At 67.9% G+C, this 24,372-nt stretch carries 28 protein-coding genes; 14 read left to right on the top strand and 14 right to left on the bottom strand.

The window, feature by feature from the left end; translation table 11 throughout:
* Nucleotides 1-19 precede the first annotated feature (19 nt).
* A complete protein-coding gene (locus H2037_RS12705; RefSeq protein WP_292122666.1) occupies nt 20-409 on the bottom strand; it encodes a helix-turn-helix transcriptional regulator in 390 nt (129 codons plus the stop codon).
* Between the two features lie 182 nt (nt 410-591).
* Between H2037_RS12705 and H2037_RS12700 the strand changes: the two genes are divergently transcribed.
* Nucleotides 592-834 (top strand): GlsB/YeaQ/YmgE family stress response membrane protein, encoded by a 243-nt coding sequence (locus H2037_RS12700; RefSeq protein ID WP_271165335.1) that lies wholly within the window; start codon nt 592-594, stop codon nt 832-834.
* Between the two features lie 72 nt (nt 835-906).
* Here H2037_RS12700 and H2037_RS12695 read toward each other — a convergent pair whose 3' ends face one another.
* Both H2037_RS12695 and H2037_RS12690 read right to left on the bottom strand, forming a co-directional pair.
* Nucleotides 907-1,398, bottom strand: a complete 492-nt coding sequence (locus H2037_RS12695) for a hypothetical protein (protein ID WP_292122557.1) — start codon at nt 1,396-1,398, stop codon at nt 907-909.
* A 78-nt stretch (nt 1,399-1,476) separates the two neighbouring features.
* Nucleotides 1,477-1,977: a hypothetical protein gene (locus tag H2037_RS12690; protein ID WP_292122556.1), complete on the bottom strand. Its 501-nt coding sequence runs from the start codon at nt 1,975-1,977 to the stop codon at nt 1,477-1,479.
* A 154-nt stretch (nt 1,978-2,131) separates the two neighbouring features.
* Here H2037_RS12690 and H2037_RS12685 point away from each other — a divergent pair, with 154 nt between their 5' ends.
* A complete protein-coding gene (locus tag H2037_RS12685; protein WP_292122553.1) occupies nt 2,132-3,790 on the top strand; it encodes a GNAT family N-acetyltransferase in 1,659 nt (552 codons plus the stop codon).
* Nucleotides 3,791-3,827: 37 nt separating this feature from the next.
* Complete coding sequence (locus tag H2037_RS12680; RefSeq protein ID WP_292122550.1) at nt 3,828-4,997, top strand: class V aminotransferase; 1,170 nt, start codon at nt 3,828-3,830, stop codon at nt 4,995-4,997.
* On the opposite strand, the gene H2037_RS12675 is transcribed toward H2037_RS12680, so the two are convergent.
* The 3 genes from H2037_RS12675 to ald all read right to left on the bottom strand — a co-directional run bounded on the left by H2037_RS12675 (nt 4,994) and on the right by ald (nt 8,404).
* The gene (locus tag H2037_RS12675; protein ID WP_292122548.1) at nt 4,994-5,911 is read right to left on the bottom strand and encodes a hypothetical protein; all 918 of its coding nucleotides are present in this window, start codon (nt 5,909-5,911) and stop codon (nt 4,994-4,996) included. The genes H2037_RS12680 and H2037_RS12675 overlap by 4 nt on opposite strands.
* 132 nt (nt 5,912-6,043) lie before the next feature.
* The gene (gene obgE / locus H2037_RS12670; RefSeq protein ID WP_292122545.1) at nt 6,044-7,090 is read right to left on the bottom strand and encodes a GTPase ObgE; all 1,047 of its coding nucleotides are present in this window, start codon (nt 7,088-7,090) and stop codon (nt 6,044-6,046) included.
* A gap of 195 nt (nt 7,091-7,285) precedes the next feature.
* Nucleotides 7,286-8,404 (bottom strand): alanine dehydrogenase, encoded by a 1,119-nt coding sequence (gene ald, locus H2037_RS12665; RefSeq protein WP_292122541.1) that lies wholly within the window; start codon nt 8,402-8,404, stop codon nt 7,286-7,288.
* Between the two features lie 145 nt (nt 8,405-8,549).
* On the opposite strand from ald, the gene H2037_RS12660 reads away from it, so the two are divergent.
* The gene (locus H2037_RS12660; RefSeq protein WP_292122538.1) at nt 8,550-9,026 is read left to right on the top strand and encodes an Lrp/AsnC family transcriptional regulator; all 477 of its coding nucleotides are present in this window, start codon (nt 8,550-8,552) and stop codon (nt 9,024-9,026) included.
* Nucleotides 9,027-9,072: 46 nt separating this feature from the next.
* Nucleotides 9,073-9,480, top strand: a complete 408-nt coding sequence (locus H2037_RS12655; protein ID WP_292122535.1) for a hypothetical protein — start codon at nt 9,073-9,075, stop codon at nt 9,478-9,480.
* Between the two features lie 2 nt (nt 9,481-9,482).
* Here the strand turns inward: H2037_RS12655 and H2037_RS12650 are convergent, their stop codons facing one another.
* The 5 genes from H2037_RS12650 to H2037_RS12630 all read right to left on the bottom strand — a co-directional run bounded on the left by H2037_RS12650 (nt 9,483) and on the right by H2037_RS12630 (nt 13,842).
* Nucleotides 9,483-10,937, bottom strand: coding sequence for an NAD-dependent succinate-semialdehyde dehydrogenase (locus tag H2037_RS12650; RefSeq protein WP_292122533.1), 1,455 nt, complete (start codon nt 10,935-10,937; stop codon nt 9,483-9,485).
* 91 nt (nt 10,938-11,028) lie between these two features.
* Nucleotides 11,029-11,166: an entericidin A/B family lipoprotein gene (locus H2037_RS12645; protein WP_292122528.1), complete on the bottom strand. Its 138-nt coding sequence runs from the start codon at nt 11,164-11,166 to the stop codon at nt 11,029-11,031.
* Nucleotides 11,167-11,215: 49 nt separating this feature from the next.
* Nucleotides 11,216-12,919, bottom strand: a complete 1,704-nt coding sequence (locus tag H2037_RS12640) for a sensor histidine kinase (protein ID WP_292122663.1) — start codon at nt 12,917-12,919, stop codon at nt 11,216-11,218.
* 111 nt (nt 12,920-13,030) lie between these two features.
* A complete protein-coding gene (locus H2037_RS12635; protein WP_292122526.1) occupies nt 13,031-13,642 on the bottom strand; it encodes a sigma-70 family RNA polymerase sigma factor in 612 nt (203 codons plus the stop codon).
* On the bottom strand, nt 13,639-13,842 hold the full coding sequence (locus tag H2037_RS12630) for a NepR family anti-sigma factor (RefSeq protein ID WP_292122524.1): 204 nt from the start codon (nt 13,840-13,842) through the stop codon (nt 13,639-13,641). The genes H2037_RS12635 and H2037_RS12630 overlap by 4 nt, the downstream gene beginning before the upstream one ends.
* A 201-nt stretch (nt 13,843-14,043) precedes the next feature.
* Between H2037_RS12630 and H2037_RS12625 the strand changes: the two genes are divergently transcribed.
* Nucleotides 14,044-14,838 (top strand): response regulator, encoded by a 795-nt coding sequence (locus H2037_RS12625; RefSeq protein WP_292122521.1) that lies wholly within the window; start codon nt 14,044-14,046, stop codon nt 14,836-14,838.
* 60 nt (nt 14,839-14,898) lie between these two features.
* Here H2037_RS12625 and H2037_RS12620 read toward each other — a convergent pair whose 3' ends face one another.
* Entirely contained in the window at nt 14,899-15,246 is a 348-nt protein-coding gene (locus H2037_RS12620) for a hypothetical protein (protein WP_292122518.1), read from the bottom strand.
* Nucleotides 15,247-15,591: 345 nt separating this feature from the next.
* On the opposite strand from H2037_RS12620, the gene H2037_RS12615 reads away from it, so the two are divergent.
* A complete protein-coding gene (locus H2037_RS12615) occupies nt 15,592-16,620 on the top strand; it encodes an NADP-dependent oxidoreductase (protein ID WP_292122517.1) in 1,029 nt (342 codons plus the stop codon).
* 9 nt (nt 16,621-16,629) lie between these two features.
* The gene (locus H2037_RS12610) at nt 16,630-17,037 is read left to right on the top strand and encodes an acyl dehydratase (RefSeq protein WP_292122514.1); all 408 of its coding nucleotides are present in this window, start codon (nt 16,630-16,632) and stop codon (nt 17,035-17,037) included.
* A gap of 60 nt (nt 17,038-17,097) precedes the next feature.
* Here H2037_RS12610 and H2037_RS12605 read toward each other — a convergent pair whose 3' ends face one another.
* Together H2037_RS12605 and H2037_RS12600 are read right to left on the bottom strand one after the other, a co-directional pair.
* Nucleotides 17,098-17,874 carry a SapC family protein gene (locus tag H2037_RS12605; RefSeq protein ID WP_292122511.1) on the bottom strand — a complete coding sequence of 259 codons (777 nt, stop codon included), beginning with the start codon at nt 17,872-17,874 and terminating at the stop codon, nt 17,098-17,100.
* Between the two features lie 106 nt (nt 17,875-17,980).
* Nucleotides 17,981-20,020 (bottom strand): TonB-dependent receptor, encoded by a 2,040-nt coding sequence (locus H2037_RS12600; RefSeq protein ID WP_292122507.1) that lies wholly within the window; start codon nt 20,018-20,020, stop codon nt 17,981-17,983.
* A 108-nt stretch (nt 20,021-20,128) separates the two neighbouring features.
* On the opposite strand from H2037_RS12600, the gene H2037_RS12595 reads away from it, so the two are divergent.
* From H2037_RS12595 to H2037_RS12570, 6 genes are all read left to right on the top strand, one after another.
* Nucleotides 20,129-20,620, top strand: a complete 492-nt coding sequence (locus H2037_RS12595; RefSeq protein ID WP_292122504.1) for a Fur family transcriptional regulator — start codon at nt 20,129-20,131, stop codon at nt 20,618-20,620.
* Complete coding sequence (locus H2037_RS12590) at nt 20,617-21,513, top strand: alpha/beta hydrolase (protein ID WP_292122502.1); 897 nt, start codon at nt 20,617-20,619, stop codon at nt 21,511-21,513. Before H2037_RS12595 ends, H2037_RS12590 begins: the two co-directional genes overlap by 4 nt.
* Nucleotides 21,514-21,594: 81 nt before the next feature.
* Nucleotides 21,595-22,260 (top strand): nicotinate-nucleotide adenylyltransferase, encoded by a 666-nt coding sequence (locus tag H2037_RS12585; protein ID WP_292122499.1) that lies wholly within the window; start codon nt 21,595-21,597, stop codon nt 22,258-22,260.
* Nucleotides 22,261-22,393: 133 nt separating this feature from the next.
* Complete coding sequence (gene rsfS / locus H2037_RS12580; protein ID WP_292122497.1) at nt 22,394-22,819, top strand: ribosome silencing factor; 426 nt, start codon at nt 22,394-22,396, stop codon at nt 22,817-22,819.
* Nucleotides 22,820-22,823: 4 nt separating this feature from the next.
* Complete coding sequence (rlmH, locus tag H2037_RS12575; RefSeq protein ID WP_292122494.1) at nt 22,824-23,288, top strand: 23S rRNA (pseudouridine(1915)-N(3))-methyltransferase RlmH; 465 nt, start codon at nt 22,824-22,826, stop codon at nt 23,286-23,288.
* 1 nt (nt 23,289) lies between these two features.
* Nucleotides 23,290-24,369 carry a peptidoglycan DD-metalloendopeptidase family protein gene (locus H2037_RS12570; protein ID WP_292122491.1) on the top strand — a complete coding sequence of 360 codons (1,080 nt, stop codon included), beginning with the start codon at nt 23,290-23,292 and terminating at the stop codon, nt 24,367-24,369.
* Nucleotides 24,370-24,372: the final 3 nt, after the last annotated feature.

Here is a 24,372-nt window from a genome sequence, read left to right as displayed (position 1 = left end):
CCCGCGCATGACCCGAGGCTCAGGCCGCGACGTCGTTGGCGTCGTGCAGGGACTTGGCCAGGTCCAGCAGTCGCCGCCGCGGCCGTTCACCGAGCTGGTAATAGGCCTGGATCAGATCCAGGGTTTCCTTGCGCGAGAACATTTCGCCGCTAGCCGGGGCCGCGTCCTTGCGTTCCAGCGCCTCGTTCACGCCGTCGTAGAAATAGCTGACGGGCGTTTCCAGGGCCTCGGCCAGCTGCCACAGGCGGGCGGCCGAGATGCGGTTGGCGCCGCATTCGTATTTCTGGATCTGCTGGAAGCGGATGCCGACCTGAACGGCCAACTGCTGCTGGGTCAGACCCAGCAGGCGACGGCGACGACGCAGGCGGCGGCCCAGGTGGAGATCGATGTCGGTGGCCATGGCCCCCAGTTCCTCATCTTGCGACCTGTCCCGACGCGGGACGGTTCGCCTGCCACGTCGCAATCCGCGTGCCGCAGGTCGCGCGTCAGGGGAGTTCCGGGGTTCTTCGAACGCGGGATACGCTCCGGCCGCAACCCAATGAGGCCGGGCGCATTTAGTCCGCAGCTAGGCTTATACAGGAAGGGAATACCATGGGCATTATCGCCTGGATCATCATCGGCATCGTCGCGGGCTGGCTCGCGGAACAGATCATGGGTCGTAACCACGGCCTGATCACCAATCTCATCGTCGGCGTGATCGGCGCCCTGATCGGCGGCTTCATCGCCAATGCGCTGGGCTTCGCCTGGGGCGGTTGGATCGGTTCGACCATCGTCGCCACCATCGGCGCCATCATTCTTCTGTTCCTGCTGGGGCTGGTCAAGCGTCGCGCTTGATCAACTAGAAGCACAGAAATGGAAAAGGGCGGCTCGCGAGAGCCGCCCTTTTTTGCATTCGCCGCGATCGGTCTATTGATCGCGAGGCGCGGGCTGCAAATCGCCTTGCGCGCCGATGACGACGCCGCCCTGCACGGAGGCGGCGCCGGCCGGCAGCAGGCGGGTGGCCCCGTCGATCGTGCGGACGAGATAGCCCTGGGTACGGCCCGCCGTGTCGCGGCTCAGGCCCACGACCTGACCCAGCAAGTCGCCGTCCGAAGCGCGCACCGCGGCGCCGACCGAGACATCGGCGGTGGCGGAGTCGTGATCGACATGGGTGTCGGTCTGGGCGTTCGCGCCGACAGACGTGGCGTCCTGAACTACGTCGCGCGTGTTTCGGACGGTGTCGCGGGTCAGGTCGCCGGCGCCGCGCGCGGCGCCGGCGACCGTGCCGGTCACCCCGCCGATCGGCGGCGTGGAGACGCCGGCCTGGCCGGAGATATCGCCGCCCAGAACCTGGGCCGAGGCCGGCAGGGCGAGAGCGGCTGCGGCCGTGAGGCCGGCGAGGGATGCGAGGGTTTTCATGGTCAGTCCTCCTTGTTTGAATAGGCGGCCGAGGCGACCGCTTCGAGGTGCAGCGTCAGCGGGGAGAAACTCAGGCGATCATCGTTGCGGTTGGTCGCCGGTCGGCGGGGCCATCGGATCGCTGCTGCCCGACGGATCGACCGGCTCGGTCGGGGGCGGCGTCGCGGGATCGGCGGCGGGATCGGACACCGCAGCAGGGGCCGGAGCGGACTCCATGGCGGGCGGAGCGCCCGGGATCGGAGCGGCGGCGTCATACTCGGCCTTGGTGTAGGCCACGACGACATGGGCGCCGTCCTGGCGGATGCCGTTCAGCGGCACGGCGCGCAACTGTCCGTCGGCGCCGCGCACGGTCAGCTCCTGCGCGCCCGATTCATTATTCTGAACGCCTTCAAGCTTGCCCAGTTCGCCGTCAGGACCGTGGACCGCCGTGCCGGGATTCAACGAAAGGCTCTGCGGGGCGGCGGTTGCGGCGGCCGGGTCTTGGTCCGCCGGCGTTGTCGTCGCGGCGTCTTGCGCCAGGGCGGGAGAGGCGATCAGGAAGGCGGCGGCGCTGGCCAGAATGGCGGTCTTGAAGCTCATGGGACTGTCCCGTGTTGCACGGGCCCGACGCCCGCAACGACAGAACCCGCCCTGTTACCGATTGTTTCACCTGCCCCTAAATGACCTCCGACCTGCCTCGATTGGACGATTCCTGGTTTAGGATGCATGTCGCGCCGAATCGGCAGGAGGTCGCTTGAATCGCCGGAACGCCTATGTCCCCGGCCTGCTGCGCAGGTTGCTGGGTCTCGCCTATGAGCTGACGCCGCAGATTTTCGCGGTGCTGGCCTTCGGCGCGGGCGCCCTGATGCTGATCTCGGCGGTGACGCCCGAGTTCGACGGCCGACTACGCCAGCTGACGGGCGTGGTCTCGCCGATCCTGATCGACCTGTCGCACTTCGTCGCCAGCATCGCCGGATTCGTGCTGATGCTGCTGTCGGCGGGGCTGTGGCGCCGGCGGCGCGGCGCCTATTGGGCCGCCCTGGCGGTCCTGGCGGTCGGCGCCGTCTTCTCGCTGCTGAAGGGGCTGGACTGGGAGGAGTCGATCGACCTGATCGTCGTCGCCGCCCTGCTGGCGCCGTGCCGCACGGCCTTTGATCGGCGTTCACGTCTCAGCGAGCCGCTGCGGCCGGGGTGGCTGCTGCTGCTGATCGCCGTGGTGGCGTCCATGCTGTGGTTGGGCTTCTTCGCCTATCGGGACGTGGCCTATTCGGACGAGCTGTGGTGGCGGTTCCTGGTGGACCGCCAGGCCTCGGGCTTCCTGCGGGCGGGTCTGGTCCTGTCGCTGCTGACCCTGCTGGTGGCGGGGCGGTCGCTGCTGAGCTCGCCCGGCGCCGACAGCCATGGCCCCGCCGCGCCAGAAGAGGTCGAGCGCGCGCGCATCGCGCTGGAGGCCGCCGAACATGCGACCCCGGAAGCCTGGCTGGCCATGCTGGGCGACAAGGCGCTGTTGTTCAGCCCGTCCGGCCGCAGCTTCCTGGCCTATAGGGTGCGGGGCCGGCGCTGGATCGCCATGGGCGAACCGGCCGGATCACCGGAGGAACGTCAGGAACTGTTGTGGGCCTTCGCCGAAATGGCCGACAGCTATGGCGGCTCGGCGGTCTTCTATTCGGTGGGGGACCACATCCTCAGCGAATTGGCGACCATGGGCCTGGCCATGCGCAAGGTCGGCGAGACGGCGGTTATCCGCACAGAGGCCTTCACCACCGAAGGCAAGGGCAAGCAAAACCTGCGCACCGCCCTCAATCGGGCCGAGCGCGAAGGCGCCCGCTTCGAGGTCCTGCCGCCTGGCGCAGCCATTACGCTGGAGCCGGAATTGAAGGCGATTTCCGACGCCTGGCTGGCGATGCACAACGGCTCGGAAAAGGCTTTTTCTCTTGGCCGGTTCGACATCGACTATCTGAACCTGACGCCCCTGGCCCTGGTGCGCGAGGGCGAGCGGATCGTGGCCTTCGCCAATCTTCTGGTCACGCCGGGCGAAGCGGCCGTGGACCTGATGCGCTACACCCCCGACGCGCCGCACGGGGTGATGGACTATCTGTTCACTCGCTGCGTTCAGTGGGCCAAGGCCGAGGGAATCGCCGCCTTCGACCTGGGCATGGCGCCTCTGGCCGGACTGGAGGATCGGCGCGTGGCCCCCGTCTTCGCCCGCGTCGGCGCCCTGGTGTTCGAGGAGGGCGGCGCCCTGTACGGCTTCCAGGGCCTGCGAAGCTACAAGGCTAAATTCGCCCCGGACTGGAAGGCCCGCTTCATCGCCGCCCCGGTCTCCACGCCTCTGCCCCTGGCCCTGCTGGACGTCGCGCTGCTGACCAGCGGCGGCTGGCTGGGAATGCTGGGGCTGCGCAAGGGGCGCTGATATCGACTGGCGGGCCCGAAGCCGTCATGGTGCGCCCATGTCGTTCAAGCCCCTCTTTTCGCGCGCCCTGGCCCTGTCGCCCGAGCGTCTGCATTTCGCCGCCCACAGCCATCACCTGTGGCCCGACGCCAGTTTCGAGGCCCAGCAGCAGGCCTGGATCGACGCCAATCAGCACGCCGATCGAAAGTGGGATCTGATCTTCGGCGAGGTCATCCCGCGCGCGCAGGCCGAGGTTGCGGCGGAGCTCGGACTGTCCTCGTCCGACAGCCTGGTGTTCGCGCCCAACACCCATGACCTGCTGCTGCGGGTATTTTCGGCCTTCGAGACCCGGCCGGTGCGCATCCTGTCGACCGACGGCGAATTCCATTCGTTCCGGCGTCAGGCCGATCGCTGGGAGGAGGCGGGCGAGGCGGTGGTCACGCGCGTGCCCCTGGCGCCGTTCGAGACCTTCGCCGAACGGTTCGTGGCGGCGGCGAAGGCGGGCGGGCACGACTGGATCGTAGTCAGTCAGGTCTTCTTCCGCACCGGCGGCCTGTTCGACCGGATGGAGGATCTGGCGGCCCTGGCCCGGCCGGAAGGTCCTTGGGTGCTGGTCGACGGCTATCACGGCTTCATGGCGACCCCGACCGACCTGTCCAAGGTCGCGGACCGGATCTTCTATGTCGCCGGGGGCTATAAATACGCCATGGCGGGCGAGGGCGTCTGTTTCCTGCACGCGCCCGCCGGTTTCGCGCCCCGGCCCGTGGTCACCGGCTGGTTCGCCGAGTTCGGGGACCTGTCAGGTCCGCCGGGCGGGGTCCAGTACCGGTCGGACGGCGGCCGGTTCTGGGGGGCGACCTTCGACAGTTCGGCCCTCTACCGCTTCAACGCGGTGCGCGGGATGTTGACCGGGGCCGGACTGACGACCGCCGATGTCGCCGATCACGGTCGGGCGCTGGCGGTTCGGTTTCAGGATGCGGTTCGGGCGGGTGACGCGGGGGTGTTCGACGAGGCCGAGATCCTCAATCCTGTCGCGGGCGACGGTCCCCGCGCGCGCTTTCTGGCCCTGCGCCACGAGGAGGCCCAGGCCTGGCGCACGGCCCTGTTGGCGGATGGAGTGGTGACCGACGTGCGCGACGACGTCATCCGGTTCGGCTTCGGCCTGTACCAGGAGGCCGAGGACGTGGACCGGCTGATCACCGCTTGTCGCCGGATTCAGCGCCTCTAGAAGAAGGTGCTGTCTTCCTGCTTCTTGGCCACGGGCGCGGCCCGTGGCGCGGCGGATCGGTTCTGTCCCGCAGGACTGGACGATGGCGCCACACCGGGGTTCTGGCCGTCCGGCGCCGGGCCTTCGGGAGCCTGGCCGTCCGCCGGCGGGATGCCCGGCAAGGCGGGATAGGGCAGGGCGGCGGGGGCGTTCGCGTCCGCCGGCGTTCCGTCGCCCGGATAGGTTTCCGCCGCCGGCAGGGCGTCGACGGGCTCGGCCTGCCCCACACGTTCGGGCGCGTTCAGATCGTCGCGGATAAAGGGCCAGGACCGGCTGTCGGCGCAGCCGCAGGCCTTCAGGAAGCCGTCGCGGTCGCGCCAGAGGATCAGCGGATAGGTGATCTGCACCCCGGCGTCCTCGAGCAGGGCGGTCAGGCGCGTGTTAAACTGGCGGCTGGCCTCCACCACGGCGGCGCGGGCCAGATTGCCGTCCGCCGGGGGGATCCCGGCGGCGGTCCACTGACGCGCCGGCGTCGCGGTCCAGCGCTGATACAGCGACCAGTCGCGGGTCAGCCACAGTTCGGCGATGGTCGCCCGTTCGGCGGCCGTGGACTGGGCCAGGCCTTCGAGGTCGGGGCGGGCGAACAGGATGATCCTGGGCTCGACACCGGCGGCGCGAAGCTTTTCAGCCTCCTCGTGCTCGTAACGCTGGGCCGAGGCGCTGTCGCGGTAGGCGACGATATAGAGGGGCTGTCCCCCGCCGCCGCCGGACACCCAGGAGGCCTCGTCCAGAAGCTGCTGGATCTCGGCCTGATTGCGGCTGATCACCACCGGCTGGAAACGCGAATAGAAGTTCCAGTAGGCCCAATAGGCGACCCCGGCGATAACCAGCCCGACGAGGGCGGCCAGGCCGGTCCATATCAACAAGCGACGCATCGGGACGAGGCTCCAGCTACACCATTGGGGCGGTTAACGCATAACACCGAAAACCGTCGTGCGCTTGATCGCCGCGAGATTTCGAAATCGAAATCCTTCGGTGCGGTCCAGGCGTCACACCTGTCGACGGCCTTACGGTTGCCAGCCCGAGGTTTGATCGGCATCGCTCTCGCCGGCCAGGGCCCCCCGGGTCTTCTTCACCTCGGCCCAGGCGGCGCGCAGCAGGGCGGGCACGCCCTCGCCGGACACGCCCGACACCAGCATCGGCCGGCGACCGGCCACGGCTTCCAGTTCCGCGGCCTTTTCCTCGCGCGCTTCCGGCGTCAGGGCGTCGATCTTGTTCAGGGCCAGGATCTCGGCCTTGTCGGCCAGGCCTTCGCCATAGGCCTCCAGCTCGCCCCGGATGATCCGGTAGGCCTCGGCGACGTTGTCCTGCGTCCCGTCGATCAGGTGGATCAGGCTGGCCGAACGCTCCACATGGCCCAGGAAGCGGGTGCCCAGACCGGCGCCGTCGCTGGCGCCCTCGATCAGGCCGGGGATGTCGGCGATGACGAACCGCTCGGACGGCGACAGGTCCACCATCCCAAGGTTCGGCGCCAGGGTGGTGAACGGATAGTCGGCGATCTTGGGCTTGGCGGCGCTGGCGGCCGCCAGGAAGGTCGACTTGCCCGCATTGGGCAGGCCGGCCAGACCGATGTCGGCGATCAGCTTCAGCCGCAGCCAGATCCAGCGCTCCTGCCCGTCCTGGCCAGGATTGGCGTAGGCGGGCGCCTGGTTCGTCGGGCCCTTGAAACGGACATTGCCCCAGCCGCCGTTGCCGCCCTTCAGCAGCAGTTCCATCTTGCCGGGCGTGTCCATGTCCAGCAGGACCGTCTCCTTGTCCTCGTCCAGCACCTGGGTGCCGACCGGCACCTTCAGATGCACGTCCTCGCCCTTGCCGCCGTGCATCTGGCGGCCCTGGCCGTGGTGGCCGGTCTGGGCCTTGAAATGCTGCTGATAGCGATAGTCGATCAGGGTGTTCAGACCGTCGACCGCCTCGATCCAGACGTCGCCGCCCTTACCGCCGTCGCCGCCGTCCGGACCGCCGTTGGGAATGAATTTCTCGCGCCGGAACGACACGGAGCCCGCGCCGCCGTTGCCGGAGCGAATATAGATCTTGGCTTGGTCGAGGAATTTCATCGCGGGCTTATGCCGCAAGACGGCGCAAAATTACAGACGCCCTCTCCCCTTGCGGGAGAGGGAGACCGCGCACGGCGACGAAGCCGTCGTTCTGGCGCCGTCGGGCGAGGGGTTTCACAGGCGCTTGGACGCCCGTGTCACCCCTCATCCGGCCCTCTGGGCTGCCTTCTCCCGCAAGGCGAGAAGGAGGAGGCGTCACCCCTTCGCCCACACCCCGAACGGGTCGCTCCATTCCATCCCCAGCGCCTGCGCCACCGCCGGATAGGTGATCTCGCCCTTCAGCACGTTCAGGCCGCGCGCCAGGTGCGGGTCGGTCTTCAGGGCGTCCAAGCCCTTGTCCGCCAGGGCCAGGCCGAACGGCAAGGTGGCGTTGTTCAGGGCCTCGGAACTGGTGCGCGGCGCGGCGCCCGGCATGTTGGCGACGCAATAATGGACCACGCCGTCGATGACATAGGTGGGGTCTTCGTGGGTCGTCGGCTTTGAGGTCTCGAAACAGCCGCCCTGGTCGATGGCGACGTCAACCAGGACCGAACCGGGCTTCATCTTGGTCAGGTGCTCGCGTTTGACCAGTTTGGGCGCCGAGGCGCCGGGCACCAGGACGGCGCCGATGACCACGTCGGCCTTGACGATCTCTTCGTCGATCGCGCCGATGGACGAATAGCGGGTGATGACCCGGCCCTGGGTGACTTCGTCAATATAGGCCATGCGCGGGATCGAGCGTTCCAGCACCACCACCTCGGCGCCCAGGCCCATGGCCATCCGCGCCGCGTTCAGACCGACGACGCCGCCACCCAGCACCAGAACCCGCGCCGGCGCCACGCCCGGCACGCCGCAGAACAGCAGGCCCATGCCACCGTTGTGCTTCAGCAGGGTCTCGGCCGCCGAGAAGACGGCGATCCGGCCGGCGACTTCCGACATGGGCGCCAGCAGCGGCAGGCCGCCGCGGGCGTCGGTGACGGTCTCATAGGCCACCGCGGCGCATTTCGACGCCAGCAGGCCCTTGGTCTGTTCCGGGTCAGGCGCGAGGTGCAGATAGGTGTAAAGGATCTGGTCCTCGCGCAGCATCTCCCACTCGACCTTCTGGGGCTCCTTGACCTTCACGATCATGTCGTTGTTCGCGAAGACGGTCGCGGCGTCGGCGACCAGAGTCGCGCCCGCCTTTTCGTAATCAGCGTCGGTGAAACCGGCGCCCAGACCGGCGCCGGTCTGCACAGAGACGCTATGGCCGTGGGCCACATATTCGCGCACCGCCGTCGGCGTCAGGCCGACCCGGTGTTCGTTCTTCTTGATCTCGCTGGGAACGCCGACGCGCATGGGAGCCTCTCCTTGGATATTGGCGGCGTCCGTTGTGTGAGCGGATCGCCTTTGCCGAAGATATAGCGCCGAGCGGGGCGCAGAATCCTGTTCATTTCGCGATCTGATCGCCGTACATGCGCAGCATCTGCGAGGAATTGCGACTATGAAGACTGTTTCCGCCGTCGAACTGGACGGAACCGACAGAAAAATGCTCCGCCTTTTGCAGCAGGACGGCCGCGTGACCAACGCCGACCTGGCGCGGCAGGTTGCGCTGTCGGAAAGCGCCTGTCTGCGTCGGCTGCGGGCGCTGGAGGCGGTCGGGGTGATCGACCACTACGCCGCCGTGATCAGCGAACGGGCCGTGGGCCTGCCGATCAGCGTCTTCGTCACCGTCACTCTGTCGTCCCAGTCCGAGGCGGTGCTGACCGCCTTCGAACAAGCCGTCGCCGCCGCGCCCGAGGTGATGGAATGTTATCTGATGACCGGGGGCGCCGACTATCTGCTGCGGCTGGTGGTGCGCGACGTCGACGATCTGGAGCGGGTCCACGCCAAGACCCTGACCCGCCTGCCGGGGGTGCATCGGGTCTCGTCCAGCGTGGCCATGCGGTCGGTCGTCAAGCGCGGGGCGCTGCCCGTTTAGATTGTGTGGCCTTGACGCCCTTGGGACGCAGGAAGATCAGGGGGGCATGGGTGTAGAAGAAAGCATCGCTGTCTGGACTGATCGCGAGCCCACGCTCGATGAAGAACTGCGCGCGCTGGGCGAGGAGGACGTCTTCGAGATGGCTAATCTGCCGCCCGACTGGACCGGGGTGCTGGCGACCGTCTTCATTTCAACCGCATTGGGCGGCCATGGTCCGAAGATCAAACTCTATCTCAAGACGGGCAGGGGCCAGCCCAGCGCATCGATTTCGATAGATCCAAACCCCCGTGTCCTGGCGAGCAGTCTGGAGGAGCGCGATCTTAAGCGGATCGCGCCCAAGGCTCTGGAGTGGGTCGCTTTGAACCATGAGGCCCTCACAAGCTTCTGGTTCGAAGGTCAGGACTTGATGATCCAGGATGTGGCTGATTTCGGCCGGTCCCTGAAAAGGGTCTGACCCTACCTCAGCGCCAGGGTCACCGTCTTCACGTCAACATATTCGTCGATGCCGTGGATCGAGCCCTCGCGGCCGTAGCCGGACTGTTTGACCCCGCCGAACGGGGCGACGGCGGTGGAGATCAGGCCGGTGTTGACCCCGCACATGCCCGCCTCGATCCTACGACTGAACCGCATGGCGCGGTCCAGGTCGCGGGTGAACAGATAGGAGGCCAGGCCGAACTCGCTGGCGTTGGCCTTTTCCAGCGCTTCTTCCTCGGTGTTGAACGGGAAGACGGGGATCATCGGGCCGAAGGTCTCTTCTTCGCGGAACAGTTCGTCGTTTCCGCCCAGGGTCACGGTGGGCTGGAAGAAGCGGCCGCCCAGGTCATGGCGCGCGCCGCCGGTCAGGACGCGCCCGCCGTCGGCGACGACCGCCGCCACATGGCGTTCCACCTTTTCGATGGCCTTGTCTTCGATCAGCGGCCCGACCGTGACCCCGTCTTCGAAGGCGGCGCCGACCTTGATCTTCGCCACCTCGGCAGCCAGCTTCTCGGCATAGGCCTCGGCGACCGACCGTTCGACATAGACTCGGTTGGGGCAGATGCAGGTCTGGCCTGCGTTGCGGAACTTGCCCTTGATGGTCTCCGCCACCGCCAGATCCAGGTCGGCGTCGGCGAAGACGATCAGGGGCGCCGCCCCGCCCAGCTCCATCGAAACCCGTTTCAGGGTCGGCGCGCACTGCGCGGCCAGTTTGCGGCCCACTCCGGTCGATCCGGTGAAGGACAGTTTGCGGATCAGCGGGCTGTCGGTCATCACCTGACCGATCACCGAGGCCTCGCCCGTGACGATGGACAGGGCGCCGATTGGCAAGCCGGCCTGATAGGCCAGTTCGGCCAGGGCGATGGCGGTGAAGGGGGTCTGGCTGGCCGGCTTGACCACGGCGGTGCAGCCGGCGGCGAAGGCCGGCCCCAGCTTGCGGGTCAACATGGCGGCCGGGAAGTTCCACGGGGTGATCAGGGCGCACGGCCCCACTGCCTCGCGATAGGTCAGCAGCAGATGGCCCAGAGGGCTGTCCTGGGTCTCGCCGATCAGCCGTTCGGCCTCGCCGGCGAACCATTTCAGGAAGCCGTTGGCATAGGCGACCTCGCCCTTGGCCTCGGCGAACGGCTTGCCGTTCTCCAGGGACATCAGGGCGCCCAACCCCTCGATATTTTCGTCGATGAGCAGGGCCCATTTGCGCAGGAACAGGGCCCGCCTGTGTGGATCGGACCGCGACCAGTCCGGGAAGGCCTCGGCGGCGGCCTGGACGGCGCGCTCGGTCTCGGCCACGCCAAGATCAGGGATATGGCCGATGATCTCACCGGTCGCCGGGTCATCCACCGCGATGCCGCCGCCGTTCGCGGGTATCGGCTCTCCGGCGATCAGCGCGTGCTGGCGAAGAAGGGCGAGGCCGGCGTTGCGGGCGGTCTGGTTCACGACAAGTCTCCTGAGGCGGTCCTGAAACGAACAAGGCCCCGACGAAGCGGGGCCTTGCAAGCGTCGTCTATGCGGCCGAGGCCGCGGACGATCAGTTCTGGGCGTCCTGGGCGGCGCCCGTGACGGCCTGACCGGCGGCCTGGGTGTCGCGGCCCACGCCTTCGACGGTGTTGCAGGCGGCGGTGGTCAGGGCGGCGGCGGCGGCGAACAGTACGAAAATCTTGCGCATGAGAAAGCTCCGGTTGAGCCGACACGGGAGTCTGTCGGTCTTGGCCTTCTCAACGCGACCGCACGGCGCCGGTTCCGTCGGCCGCGCTCGTCTTGTCGGCGGGATCCACGGGCGAAAGCGCTTCAGGCGTTGCGAAGGTCATGCGGGCGATAGCTCCGCCTTCCGGCGCCTCGAAGAATTCCGCTTCGCCCCGCAACTGTTTGGCGAAGGCCCCCATCAGGGTTCGTCCGACACCCGCCTCCGCACCGGACGCGAGGCCGGGACCGTCGTCTTCGACCTCCAACACCGAAGTGTCGCCGTGAACCCGGAAGCGGACCTTCAGCGACCCGCCCCGCCCCGCGAAGGCGTGCTTCTGAGCGTTCGTCACCGCCTCGACCAGCCAGAGGGCGAGCGGCGCCAGCTTGTCGGGATCGACCAGCAGGGAATCCGCATCCACTGAACTGATCACGACCGGTCCTCTGCCGGCTTCGCTGGCGATCAGCTGCCCGACCAGTTCGGTGAGGAAGTCGCGTGCGTCGGCGTGACGGATATCCTCGCTCTGGTAGAGGGTGCGATAGATAAGGGCGAGGGCCGAAATCCTCTGGCGCGTGTCGCCCAGGGCCGCCTTGGCCGGGGCGTCGGTCAGGGCCCGTTGCTGCATGGACAGCAGGGAGGAGATGATCTGCAGATTGTTCTTCACCCGGTGATGGATCTCGCGCATCAGCGCGTCCTTCTCGGCGATGGAGTTCATCAGCTCGCGGTCGCGGACGGTGATGGCCTCGGCCATCTCGTCCAGGGTCCGGGCCATGGTGCGAATCTCGGACGGAGCGTTCATCGCCTGCAACGGCCGCACCGAGAACCGTCCCCTGGCGTAGAGGGCCGCGATCCGCTCCAGATAGTCGAGCCAGCGGATGAAGATGCGTTCCGACAGCAGCATGACCGCCGCGAAGGCGGCCAGCCAGGCGCCCAGCGGCAGCAGCAGGGTGCCGATCGGATTCAGCCGCGCCCACGATAGCAGTCCCGGCGCCGGCGCCGACAACAGGGCATAGAGATCGCCGCCCGCGAGCACGGCGCCGGCGTAGTCGCGGCGCTGATTACGACTGTCGGTCGCTGCGAAGACGGCCGAACCCCTGTCACGTGCTCGGGCGACCCAGCCCGACACGTCGCCGCCGTCGGACAGGTGGAAGGCTGCGGGATCGCTGGCGATCAGTATGCGGCCCGCGCCGTCGGTCAGGGCGGCCTCGGATGCGGCGGGCAGGGCGGGATCGCGGATGTCGGGCTGAAGGACGGACAGGGGAATGACGGCGGCCATGGCGCCGTCGAACCGTCCCATCGGCCGCTCCGCGCGGATGGCGATGATCAGGGCCGCCGGATAGCCTGCGTCGGCCGGCGCCCGGACCACGACCATTTCCTCGCCTTGTCGCAGGCGCTGGAACCAGTCCGCCTGCGCTGCCGGGGCCACGCCGGAACGAAGGCCGTCCAGCCGCCCGGACGAGCAGACCGCATCGCCGGTGGGGCTGAGGCGGTACAGGCCTTCGTAGCCCTCCAGCCGATCGACCAGGGCCGTAAGACGCGGGGCGCAATAGGGGCCGAGCGCATCTGGACTGAGGGCCCGCAACAGCACCTGGGCGCTGTCCAGCCGCGCCTTGGCGTCGCCGGCGCTGCGTTCCGCGGCCAGTTGCAGATCGATCTTGCGATCCTCCGCCTGTCGGCTGAAGTCAGCCTGGGTCTGGATCAGGATCAGGATGAAGAAGGGCAGCAGGGCCAGGGCCATGGCCGTGCCGAGCCGAAAGCGGATGCCCTGAAACCGGGCCGTGCTCCATTTCCGGCCGAGACGAGGCCGGGTCTCGGCGTCGCCTGATCTGGACCCCTGCGTCACCGAGGCTCAGGACCTGGCGCCGGCCAGTCTGTCGGCCTCGCCCAGGATGGTGCGCATGGCGTCGCCGGCGGCCTTGCCGTCGCGCCCGTAACCGCCCTTTTCGAGCGTGGCCTGAAGCGCCCGGCGCGCGCGGCTGACCCGGCTTTTCACGGTCCCCACGGCGCAGCCGCAGATTTCGGCCGCCTCTTCATAGGCGAAACCGCCCGCGCCGACGAGGATAAGGGCCTCGCGCTGTTCTTCAGGCAGGGTCTTCAGCGCTTGACGCAGTTCGTCCAGGGCGACCGGCGCCTCGGGATCATCGACCGCCACCAGGGTCCGCTCGGCCGCTTCCTGATCCAGTTGCGACTGGCGCCAGGACCGGCGTTTTTCGGAATAGAACTGGTTGCGCAGGATCATGAAGGTCCAGGCCTTCATGTTGGTGCCCATCTGATAGCTGGCGCGGGCGTCCCACGCCTTCATCATGGCGTCCTGGGCCAGGTCGTCTGCTGCGGTCGGATCGCCGGTCAAGGTTCGCGCGAAGGCGCGCAGATGAGGAATCAGCTGGACCAGTTCGCGCTTGAAGCCCTCGTCATCTGCGGACGCGGGTTTAGGCGCGGCGCCCAGGCGAGGGGAACTCATGCGCCACCACCCGATGACTTGGCGTCGGCGCGCTTCAGAATGTCCAGGAATTCATCTGGCACGGGTTCGTTGACGACCTCGTCGAACATATGGCGCAATTTGACGCCGATAGCCTGTTGGCGAAGCCGAGCTTCCTCGAGCCCCGCCTCCCCCGCTTTGTCGGCGCCCTTGCGCCGCGAGGAATCGGAAGAATCAATCATAGACAGAACACCGCCCACCCAACTGCAGTGCAGAAATGCAGCGTAGATAACGTCGCCCTCGTCGCTGGGTTCCTCCCCTTCGAGATTAAATACTCAAGCTTGCGAGGCCGTGCGGAACCGTGATCCATTTCATACGTTTCGATCCGCTGTAGCGCTGCGTCCGAAGGGACGGTTCAGCAAACTTTGTCGGGGACTACCTATATGAGCCTATTGGCCAGACTTGCGCCGCACCTGCCCTATGTCCGTCGCTATGCGCGGGCGCTGACGGGCGATCAGGCCACCGGCGACAACTATGTCCGCGTCGCGCTGGAAGCGCTGGCTGCAGGCGAGCAACAGCTTTCGCCGGAAATGACGCCTCGCGTCGCCCTGTATCACGTCTTTCACGCCATCTGGTCCTCGACCGGAGCGCAGTTGGAGGACGGCGGCGAGGCCGAAGGCGGCAGCGACGCCTCGAGCCGGCTGCTCCGCATCGCGCCGCGGTCCCGTCAGGCGTTTTTGCTGACCGCGCTCGAGGGCTTCACGCCGTCGGAAGCGGCCCAGATCCTGTCGGCTGACGCGCGCGACGTCGAACGCCTGATCGCGGACGCCCAGTCCGACATCGACGCCGAACTGGCGACCGACGTCCTGGTGATCGAGGACGAGGCCATCATCTCCGCCGACATCCAGAGCCTGGTGAAGGAACTGGGTCACCGCGTGACCGGCGCCGCCACCACGCACGAGGAGGCCATCGACGCCGTCGCCCGTCACAAGCCGGGCCTTGTTCTCGCCGACATCCAGCTGGCCGACGGCTCTTCGGGGATCGACGCCGTCAAGGAAATCCTGAAGAATATCGACGTGCCGGTGATCTTCATCACCGCCTTCCCCGAACGGTTGCTGACCGGCGAACGTCCCGAACCGACCTTCCTGATCACCAAACCCTTCCAGCCGGAGACGGTGAAGGCGGCGATCAGTCAGGCGCTGTTCTTCCACCCTTCGCGTCACAAGGAAGCCGCCTAAAAGATCCTGACGGCCTATGGCAGAACCCTCGGGACGGCGTCGCGAGGGTTCTGCCGCGTGTCAGTTGGACGGCTCGGTCGGGGCGTTGACGTTGGGCGTTTCGCCGGTGGGCTGCGGCCGGGCTTCTCCGTTGGGTCCCGTCGGGGCGTCTGCGGCGGGCGGAGTGGCGGCGTCGTCCTGGAAAGCCTGCACGTCCACCGGCTGATCGCCGTCATTGGCGTTGGTCGCCGACAGCCCCCACTGGCTGAAGAACCAGATCCCGATCATCAAAAAGGCCGCCGCGCCGGCCGAAAGGATCAGAACCCACAGAATTCGCGTGCCTGAGCGACCCTGACGGGCCGACTTGGCGTCCACCGGGCGAAGCGTGTGGACCTTCGTTGTATTGGCGTGGGGATCTTGCTGGGTCATGTCCGGGGCTCCCGCTGTTATTTTTCTGGCCGCCGCTCAACGCGGGGTGAGAGGCGACGTTCCGCCTGCGGGCCCTATGGCTGTCCCGGTTATGTGGCGTGTGAAATAAATCCGACGACGTCGGGAACCACTGTTCACACGTGCCGTTATCGGCCTGCGGAGGCGGCGACGCCCCCCGACTTGAGATTGGCGACAGCCAATCTGTCGCCTCCGCGCCTCATTCTCGATGATGCCACTTTCAGGGCGGCCCGCCATGGGTCGCCCTTTTTCTTTCCGAATAGGCCTCGACCGTCGCGTTCGCTCGGGTCAGGATGGTCTATAAAGAAAACGCACGGAGAGAGACGCATGGCTTCGAACGGCAAGATCAATCGCCAATGGGTGCTGCGCCAACGACCACGGGGGCTGATCCAGCCCGGCGACTTGGAGTTGGTGGAGAGCCCGATCCCCGCGCTGAACGATTCAGAGGTTCTGGTCCGCACCGTCTATCTGTCGCTGGATCCGACCAATCGCACGTGGATGAACGATTCCGAAGGCTATCTGCCGCCCGTAGCCCTGGGCGAGGTCATGCGCGGCCTGACCTTGGGCGTCGTCGAGCACAGCCGTTCGGACCGGTTCAAGGTCGGGGATGTGGTGATGCCGGCCTCGGGCGGCTGGGCGGATTATGCGGTCGTGCCGGACACCGGCCTGCGACCGGTGCACCGCGCGCCGGGAATGCCGCTGACGGCGAACATGTCGGTCCTCGGCATGACCGGCCTGACCGCCTATTTCGGCGTAACCGATGTCTTGAAGGCCAAGGCCGGCGAAACCCTCGTGATCTCGGCGGCGGCCGGCGCGGTGGGATCCATCGCCGGGCAGATCGCCAAACAGCGCGGTTGCCGGGTCATCGGCATCGCCGGCGGGCCGGAGAAATGCGCCTGGCTGACGGATGAACTCGGCTTCGACGCGGCTGTCGACTACAAGAACGAGGATGTAGGCACGGCGCTGGATCGACTGGCGCCGGACGGGATCGAACTGAATTTCGAAAACGTCGGCGGCGACATCATGATCGCCGTGTTCAATCGTCTGAAGGTGCATGGCCGCATGGCCGTATGCGGGCTGGTGTCGTCCTATAATGCGACCAAGGCGCCGCCGTCGCCGAACTTCGCCCGCCTCATCACCCATCGCCTTAACGTTCAGGGCTTCCTGGTGCTGGACTACGCCCACCGCGCCCGCGAAATGGTCGCCGAGATGGGCCCGTGGCTCGCCGAAGGCAAGGTCAAGTGGAAGGTCCATGTCGATGACGGACTGGAAGGCGCGGTGGACTCATTGAACCGCTTGTTCACCGGCGATCACGACGGCAAGCTGCTGGTTCGCGTTTCCGAAGAACCGGCCTGAAGGAAGTCCATGAGCGATCCCCTGCTCGTCCATTTCGAGGATCTGGAGACAGGGCAGGTCGTGCCCCTGGGCGCCTGCGCAGTCGATGCGGCGGCGCTGGACGTCTTCGTCGAGCGGTTTTCGCCGGGTTGGGACGCCGCCTATGGGGCGCCGGACGCCATGGTCTACGCCCTGTGGAGCCGGATGGCGGCCGAAAAGTCCGGCGGTTGGGCCCAGAGCAAGGTGCTGGCGGTGGACGGACTGCGCTATATGCGCAATCCGCCGCCGGGCGAACTGTTGCGCGGCCGCATGACGGTGATGGGCAAGGATCCGGTCGGTGACGAAAAAGGCATCGTCATCGCCTCGCACGATCTGCTGGACGAGGCAGGGCGCCTGGTCTTTTCCTGCCTGACGCGGGCGTTGTTCGCACGACGCTGAAACGAAAAACGCCCCGCCGGCTGACCGGCGGGGCGTTGTCTCGATACTCGGTTGCGGGTCTTAGTTGACCGTGCCGGGCGCCTGACGGAGGAAGGCCAGGGCGATCAGACGATCCCAGCCCAGCAGCGACACCAGGTGGGCGTAGATCTGGCCCAGGGCGCCGTTGTCGCGCAGCTCGGCCAGCTTCTCGACCGGCAGAGCCTTCAGCTTGTCTTCCGACACGGCGTAATATTCGGCCAGCTTCTGCGGCGCGCCGGGCGAGCCGTCCGGGTTGCGCGGCGTGAAGACGGCTTCGCGGACGTCCAACAGGTCCAGGTCCTGGATCAGTTTGACGAAGGCTTCGGTGCGCTGGCGCTCCTGCTCGAAGTTGTTGCAGAACTCCATCGCCATGGTGGTGTAGTCGCTGGCCTGGCCGTTGACGAACAGCGGGTTCTGGCCGCCTTCGGTCACGATCGAGGCGCCGCGGTCGATGCACAGGATCAGGCGCTGGTTCTGCTTGTCGTCGGCGAAGACGAACGGATAGCGGCGAACATAGGCCGGGATATAGGCGTCGGGACGGAACTCGCCGTCAGCCGCGACGAACAGGTTCTCGCCTTGGCGCAGGCCCATGACCACGACCGGCTGCCGGTTGTCGCCGGTGAAGATCACCGGATAGGACAGGGCGGCGGCGGCGAACTCGGTCACCGTCAGCGGCACGACATTGGTCTGGCCCACGAAGGCATAGGGCTTCTCAGCCGGATTGACGCCCAGCGTTGCGTGCAGGGTCGGGTCCAACGGCTCGGGGTTGGTGTAGAAGAGGACATTGCCTTCGAGCGGCGAATTGGTCGTGTCGGTCATGAGAAGCCAGGCACTCTGGAATGGAATGAGGCGGGCCTTCTAGCCCAAGCCCGCCTCAGCGGCAAACGGCCTGACGGTCGGGGGACCGCCAGGCCGCGCTCGTCGATCAGAAGGCGTAGGTGACGCCGACGCGAAGGTTCCGTCCGGGCAGGGGCGCGATGTCCTTCAGGAAGGAGGTATGCTCGCGCGCCTCCTCGTCCGTCAGATTGTGCGCCTCGGCGAAGACGGTGACGTTGCGATCGCCGAACGGGCGGACCGCGCCGCGCAGATTGACCATGGTGTAGGCGTCGGTCGGGAGTTCGTTGTCGGACAGGCGATCCTGCTCGCCGACGTGACGCACTTCGCCCGCCAGATCCCAGGTCCTCGATGTCCAGGCCAGGCGGGCGGTCGCGGACCACGGCGGGATACGTGCGGCGGGACCCAGGTCGGTGTCCGCCTTGACGTAGTCCGCCGCGCCTTCCAGCGACAGCTTGCGGTCGCCGCTCTGCCACAGGGCGTAGGCGGCCTCGGCCTCGAAGCCCTGGAAGTCGGCGTCGGTCTGGACGAACTGATAGATCGGGAACAGCTCGTCCTCTTCCTCGAAGTAGAAGTCTTCGCCGGTCGCCCGCTCGTCGATGAAGCCGTCGTACCAGGACTTGTAGACATGCAGGTCGCCGGTGAAGGCACCGCGGTCATAGTGGACCGTGCCTTCCAGGGTCGTGACCTTTTCGGTGTCCAGGTTCACGTCGCCGGTCTCGTAGACGGCGGTGGCGATATGGACGCCGTCGGCGAACAGCTCGACCTCGCTGGGCGCCCTTTCGGTGCGCGACAGGCTCAGGCCCAGGAACAGACCGGCCTGGGGACGCACGAAGGCGGCGGCGCTGGCCGACCAATTGTCGAACTCGCGCTCGACCTCGGCCGTTTCGCCGATCGGGGTGGCGGTCAGGGTGCGGCGGTCGTAGCGCAGGCCGCCCTCGAAGCCGTAACGGCCCAGGTCGTAGCGCTGGACGGTGTAGACGCCCTGTTCCTCGATCTTGACGGTCGGGACGAAGGCCTCTTCGCCGATGGCCTCGAAATTGCGCTCCAGGGCCTGGACGCCGACGGCGCCGTTCCAGCCGTTCTGCTCACGCTGGATCAGTTCGCCGCGCGTTTCCCAGCCGTCGGAGTTGAAGACGGTGCCCGGCTCGCCCGGGCCTTCGAACTCGGTGTGGGTGTAGTCGGCATGGCCGTAGGAGGCGCGCACCTTGGCGAAGGGACCGCTGTCGAAGCGGTATTCGCCGCGCCCGTCCCAGCGTTCCTGCTCCAGGTTGATGAAGACCTCCGGCTCGGCCACCGTGCCGTATTCGCTCTCGGTCGACTTGTAGGACAGGCCGACGAAGCCCTTGTCGGCGATATAGGAGCCGCCGACGCCCCAGGCGTTCAGTTCAGACCAGCTGTTAGGCTGCTTGTCGCCCTCGCCGCGCGGCTCGCCGTCGCTGTCGGCCAGAACCTGCGAGCGGGCGGGGGAGGGGATGTCGTAGTCGTCGGTCTTGCGCGTCACGCCGCTGACGTTCAGGGCGAAATGGCCGGCCCCGACCGTGACATGGCCCGAGGCGCCGCGTCCGTCGTCGACGCTGGAATACTGGGTCGAGACCCGGCCCTCGATACCGCCCTCGGGCAGAGTCTCGGGGATGCGGTCGTCGATGATGTTGACCACCCCGCCGATGGCCGAGCCGCCATAGATCAGGGTCGCCGGGCCGCGCACGATCTCGATACGGTGAGCCTCGCCGGGATCGGTGGCGACGGCGTGGTCGGGCGAGACCGAGCTGGCGTCGATCTGGCCCAGGCCGTTGGTCAGCACCTGGACGCGCGGGCCGGACAGGCCGCGGATCACCGGTCGGCTGGCGCCCGGCGCGAAGTCGGTCGAACGGATGCCCGGCATGCCGTTGACCAGATCGCCCAGCGAGGTCGCCGGGGCGATGGCCAGCTTCTGCTCGTCCAGCACGTCGGTGGCGATGGTGGTCGCGCGCTGGGTGACGCCGAACGGAGTCGCCGTGACGATGATGTCGTCCACCTGAGCGGTCGGACCCGGGGCTGTCTGGGCCAGAGCGGCGCCGCCCAGGGCGCTCCATGCCAAGGCGCCGGTTGCGGCGGACAACAGAAGGGAGCGAGGGGCGAAATGACGCATGGACACGACTTCTTTCGGTAGGAGGGCTGAATGTGTTATGAGATAACATCACGAAACGTCAAGCCGTGTTCTGTTGCGGCGGAGGCGGTCAGCGACTAGCTGTGGCGCATGAGTTCCACCTGCGACCATGACCACGATCCTTCGGGCCTGAACGGCGCGGCTCTGACCCGCGCGCTGGAGGGGGCGGAAGCGCGCATGGCGGCAGCGGGCGAAAGGATGACGCCGCCGCGCCGGCGGGTCCTGTCTCTGCTGCTTCAGACCGGCGAACCGGTGAAGGCCTATGATCTGATCGCCCGGTTCGGCGAGGACGGTCAGGCCGCCAAGCCGCCGACCGTATATCGCGCCCTCGAGTTCCTGGAACGCCAGGGCATGGCGCACCGGATCGCCTCCATCAGCGCCTATGTCGCCTGCGCCGGTCACGAAGGGGAGACGACCCATGCGGCGGCCTTCCTGATCTGCGACTGCTGCGGCTCGACGCGTGAGATCAGCGGACCGGACCAGGGCGTCATAGACGCCGCCGCGGCCGCCGTGGGCTATGCGATCGCCCGCACGACCATAGAGGCGCACGGTCTGTGCGCCGCCTGCCGAGAGGCTGCATGATCATGGACGCCGCGCTGATGTCCCCGCCCCGCCGTCTCAGCGTGCCGATCGACAACCGCTGGGGCGCGGGCCGGATGTCCGTGATGGATTACGGGGACCCGAACCGGCCCGTCGATCTGATCTTCTCCCACGCCAACGGCTTCAACGCCGCGACCTATCGAAGCCTGCTCTCGCCCCTGTCGGCGTCGCTGCGGATCTGGGCGCCGGATCTTCGCGGCCACGGCGGATCGGACCTGCCGGTGTTCGCCCGTCCCAAGACCAGTTGGCTGGACCATAGGGACGATCTGCTGAGCCTGATCCAGTCCATCGACGGCCCGCCGGTGGTTCTGGCCGGCCATTCGATGGGGGGCACCGCCTCGCTGTTGGCCGCCGCCGAACGGCCGGACCGCGTCTCGCGCCTGGTCCTGTTCGATCCGGTGATCTGGAAACGGTCCGCAGTGCTGGCCTTCAACCTGCCCTTCGCCCACCGGCTGATGGCGGCCATCCCGCTCGCCAAATCCACCCTGCGCCGCCGCAGTCTGTTCGACAGCCGCGAACAGGCCATGGCCGCCTATCGCGGGCGGGGCGCCTTCAAGGGCTGGCCCGACATGGTGCTGGCCGACTATCTGTCGGAAGGCCTGGCCGAGACGCCCCAGGGCCTGGCCCTGACGGCGACCCCGGCCTGGGAGGCGGCCAATTATTCGGCCCAGGCGCACAATCCATGGCGGGCGCTACGGCGCTATCACGGCCCGACCCGGATCCTGAAGGCCGAGCACGGCGCCCTGACCAGCGTGCCCGTCGCCCCGCGCGGCCTGTCCCATGTCTCGGTCGAGGCGGTGGCCGGCGGCGGGCATCTGTTCCCCATGACCCACGCCGACGTCGCCCGCGACGCCCTGTTCGAGGCCGCCGTCTGAGCGCGGATGATTAATCGGGGGACAGGCGCCGAGCCCCATGATAAGGGCGCCGTTGAGCATAACTCCCCCCGAGACGCCCGCTTGTCCTTCTTCCACGCCGGTCCCGCGCCCAAAGGCGCCGGCCCCCGCTCCGGGGGGTTGCGCGACGGATTGATCCTGACGCCGGGGATGAAGGTCGGCCTGTTCGGCGGTTCCTTCAATCCGGCGCACGAGGGGCACGCCCATGTGGCCGAGACCGCGATGCGTCGCCTGGGCCTGGATCGGGTCGTCTGGCTGGTCTCGCCCCAGAATCCATTGAAGGACGCCCGCCACAGCGCCCCCCTGGAAGACCGCATGGCCTCGGCCCGCGAACAGGCGCGCGGTCCGTCGATGATCGTGTCGGACTTCGAGAGCCGGGCCGGGACGGCCTGGACGGTGGACACCCTGCGCCTGCTGGTCGCCCGCCACCCCGGCGTCCACTTCGTCTGGCTGATGGGGTCGGACAATCTGGCCAGTTTCCACCGCTGGCGGGGCTGGACCGACATCATGCGGCTGACGCCGGTGGCGGTGATCGCCCGGCCGGGGTCTCTGCTCGACAGCCGCACCGCCCCGGCGGCCGCGCGGTTCGCCACCTTCCGCGTTCCGGCGGAGCAGGCCGGCCTGTTGCCGACCCTGGCGGCCCCTGCCTGGACCTATCTGACGGCGCCGCTGAATCCCCTGTCCTCGACCGCGATCCGAACCTCGGACGGACGACGCTCGGCCTCGTGATCCCGGCGCCGGTTCACGTTTCGGCCTATCCGTGCTAAAGGGCTGCTTTAGTCAACGCTCCCGGAGCCCTCCGCTGACCCCCTCGCCCGCGTATGATACGCAAGACGCCGCCGTTTCGAACACGGCGCACGAGATGGACGCTATCGAACCTCTCCATTCCGAAGACGGATCCGAGTCTGTCGCCGCTTTCGGCGATTCCGGCCCGCGTCCGGTCGGCTCGACCCCGCTTGAAGAAGCCCTGCTGACCCGCCTCGACGAGGACAAGGCCCAGGACATGGTCCTGATCGACCTCAAGGGCAAAAGCGCCATGGCCGACACCATGATTGTCGCCTCGGGCCGGTCGCACCGCCACGTCGGCGCCATTGCCGACCACCTGCTGCGCACCCTCAAGGAACAGGGTCTGGGCAAGGCCAAGGTCGAGGGCCTGCCGCACTGCGACTGGGTTCTGATCGACGCCGGCGACGTGATCGTCCACCTGTTCCGCCCGGAAGTACGGACCTTCTACAATATCGAGAAGATCTGGGCCGTCGATTCCGCCCACCGCATGGTCCGCGACTAGGACCGTGAGGCTGAGCATCGTCGCCATCGGCCGACCGGGCCGGGGGCCTGAGGCGACGCTCGCCGACGACTACGCCCGGCGCGCCACCCTCGCGGGCCGCGCGCTGGGCCTCGGTCCCCTCGAACTGATCGATCTGGAGGCCCGCAAGCCGGGCAAGGCGCCGGAGGCCGAGCTGATCCTCGCCGCCGCCGAAGGCGCGCATCTGATCGCCTGCGACGAACGCGGCAAGACCTATCCGTCGCGCGCCTTCGCCGATCATGTGGCCAAACTGCGCGATCAGGGCGAACGCCGGCTGGTCTTCGCCATCGGCGGGGCCGACGGGCTGGACGAGAGCGTGCGCGCCGCCGCCGGATCGACCCTGGCTTTCGGCCCCCAGACCTGGCCCCACGCCCTGGCCCGCGCCATGCTGGCGGAACAGTTGTATCGGGCCGTGACCATCCTGGCCGGATCACCCTATCATCGCGACTGACATGGGTCGCGCCACCACACTCTCCCTCGCCCTGCTGACGGGTCTCGTCCTCGCCGCACCCGCCGTGGGGCGTCAGGCAGGCGAGAGCGAGCTGTCGCGCATCCAGGCGGAATACCGCGACGAGGCCGTGCGGGCCCGCCGTCTGCGTGCCGACGCCGACGCCGCCAAGGCGGAGCTGACGACCCTTGAACGCCGTCTGGCCGCTCTGCGCGCCGACGAACGGACCGACGACCGCCAGATCGAGGATCAGCGCGCCCGCCTTCAGCAGCTCAGCGTGCGGGAGGCTGAACTGGTCGCGAACCTGGCCCGGGAACGCGGCGCCCAGGGCCGGCTGCTCAGCGCCCTGCAGATGATGAGCCGCCGCCCGCCGCCGCCCCTGCTGGTGCCGGCGGATAAGGCGGTGGACACGGTGCGCGCCTCCATTCTGCTGAAGGCCATGACGCCCGATCTGGAGAAGCGGGCCAGGACCCTGGCTGATCGTCAGGACGAAATCATGCGCATCCGCCGTCTAGCCGTCCTGTCGTCGGAGCGCTTGCTGACGACCGAGAGCGCTCAAGGCGACCGCCGCGCCGAGATCGAGGGCGTGACCGCGCGCAAGACCGCCCTGACCGCCGTGCTGAACGCTGAGGCCCGCGCCGCCGAACGCGTCGCCCGTGTGCTGGAAGGCCGAATCCGGGAACTGGGCGGCTCCGTCCCCACCGCCGAGCCTGCCGACGCGGCGCCCGCCCGCCTTCCCGCGGGCCGCAGCCGCCTCAGTTCGCCGGTCCAGGGCGCGCCGACCCAGACGTGGGGAGCGGGGACCTCGGGCTGGCGCTGGCGGGCGGACCGGGCCGCGGTGGTCGCGCCCGCCGACGCCAAGGTCGCCTATGCCGGTCCTCTGACCGGCTGGGGTCAGGTGGTCATCCTGGACTTGGGCCCCGGCTGGCGCGCCGTGATCGCCGGGCTGGAAAGTGTGGAGGTGACGCCTGACGCCCGCGTCGCCGACGGCCAGCCCTTGGGACGCAGCGGGCCGGACGGCGACGTCTATTTCGAGCTGCGCCGCGAGGAACGGCCCATCGACCCCGGCCCCTGGCTGAGATGAACC

Source organism: Brevundimonas sp. (genome assembly GCF_013912065.1).
Taxonomy (GTDB): Bacteria; Pseudomonadota; Alphaproteobacteria; order Caulobacterales; family Caulobacteraceae; genus Brevundimonas.
The sequence above is the reverse complement of the archived record's forward strand: the minus strand, read 5'-3'. Positions and strand labels throughout refer to the sequence as shown.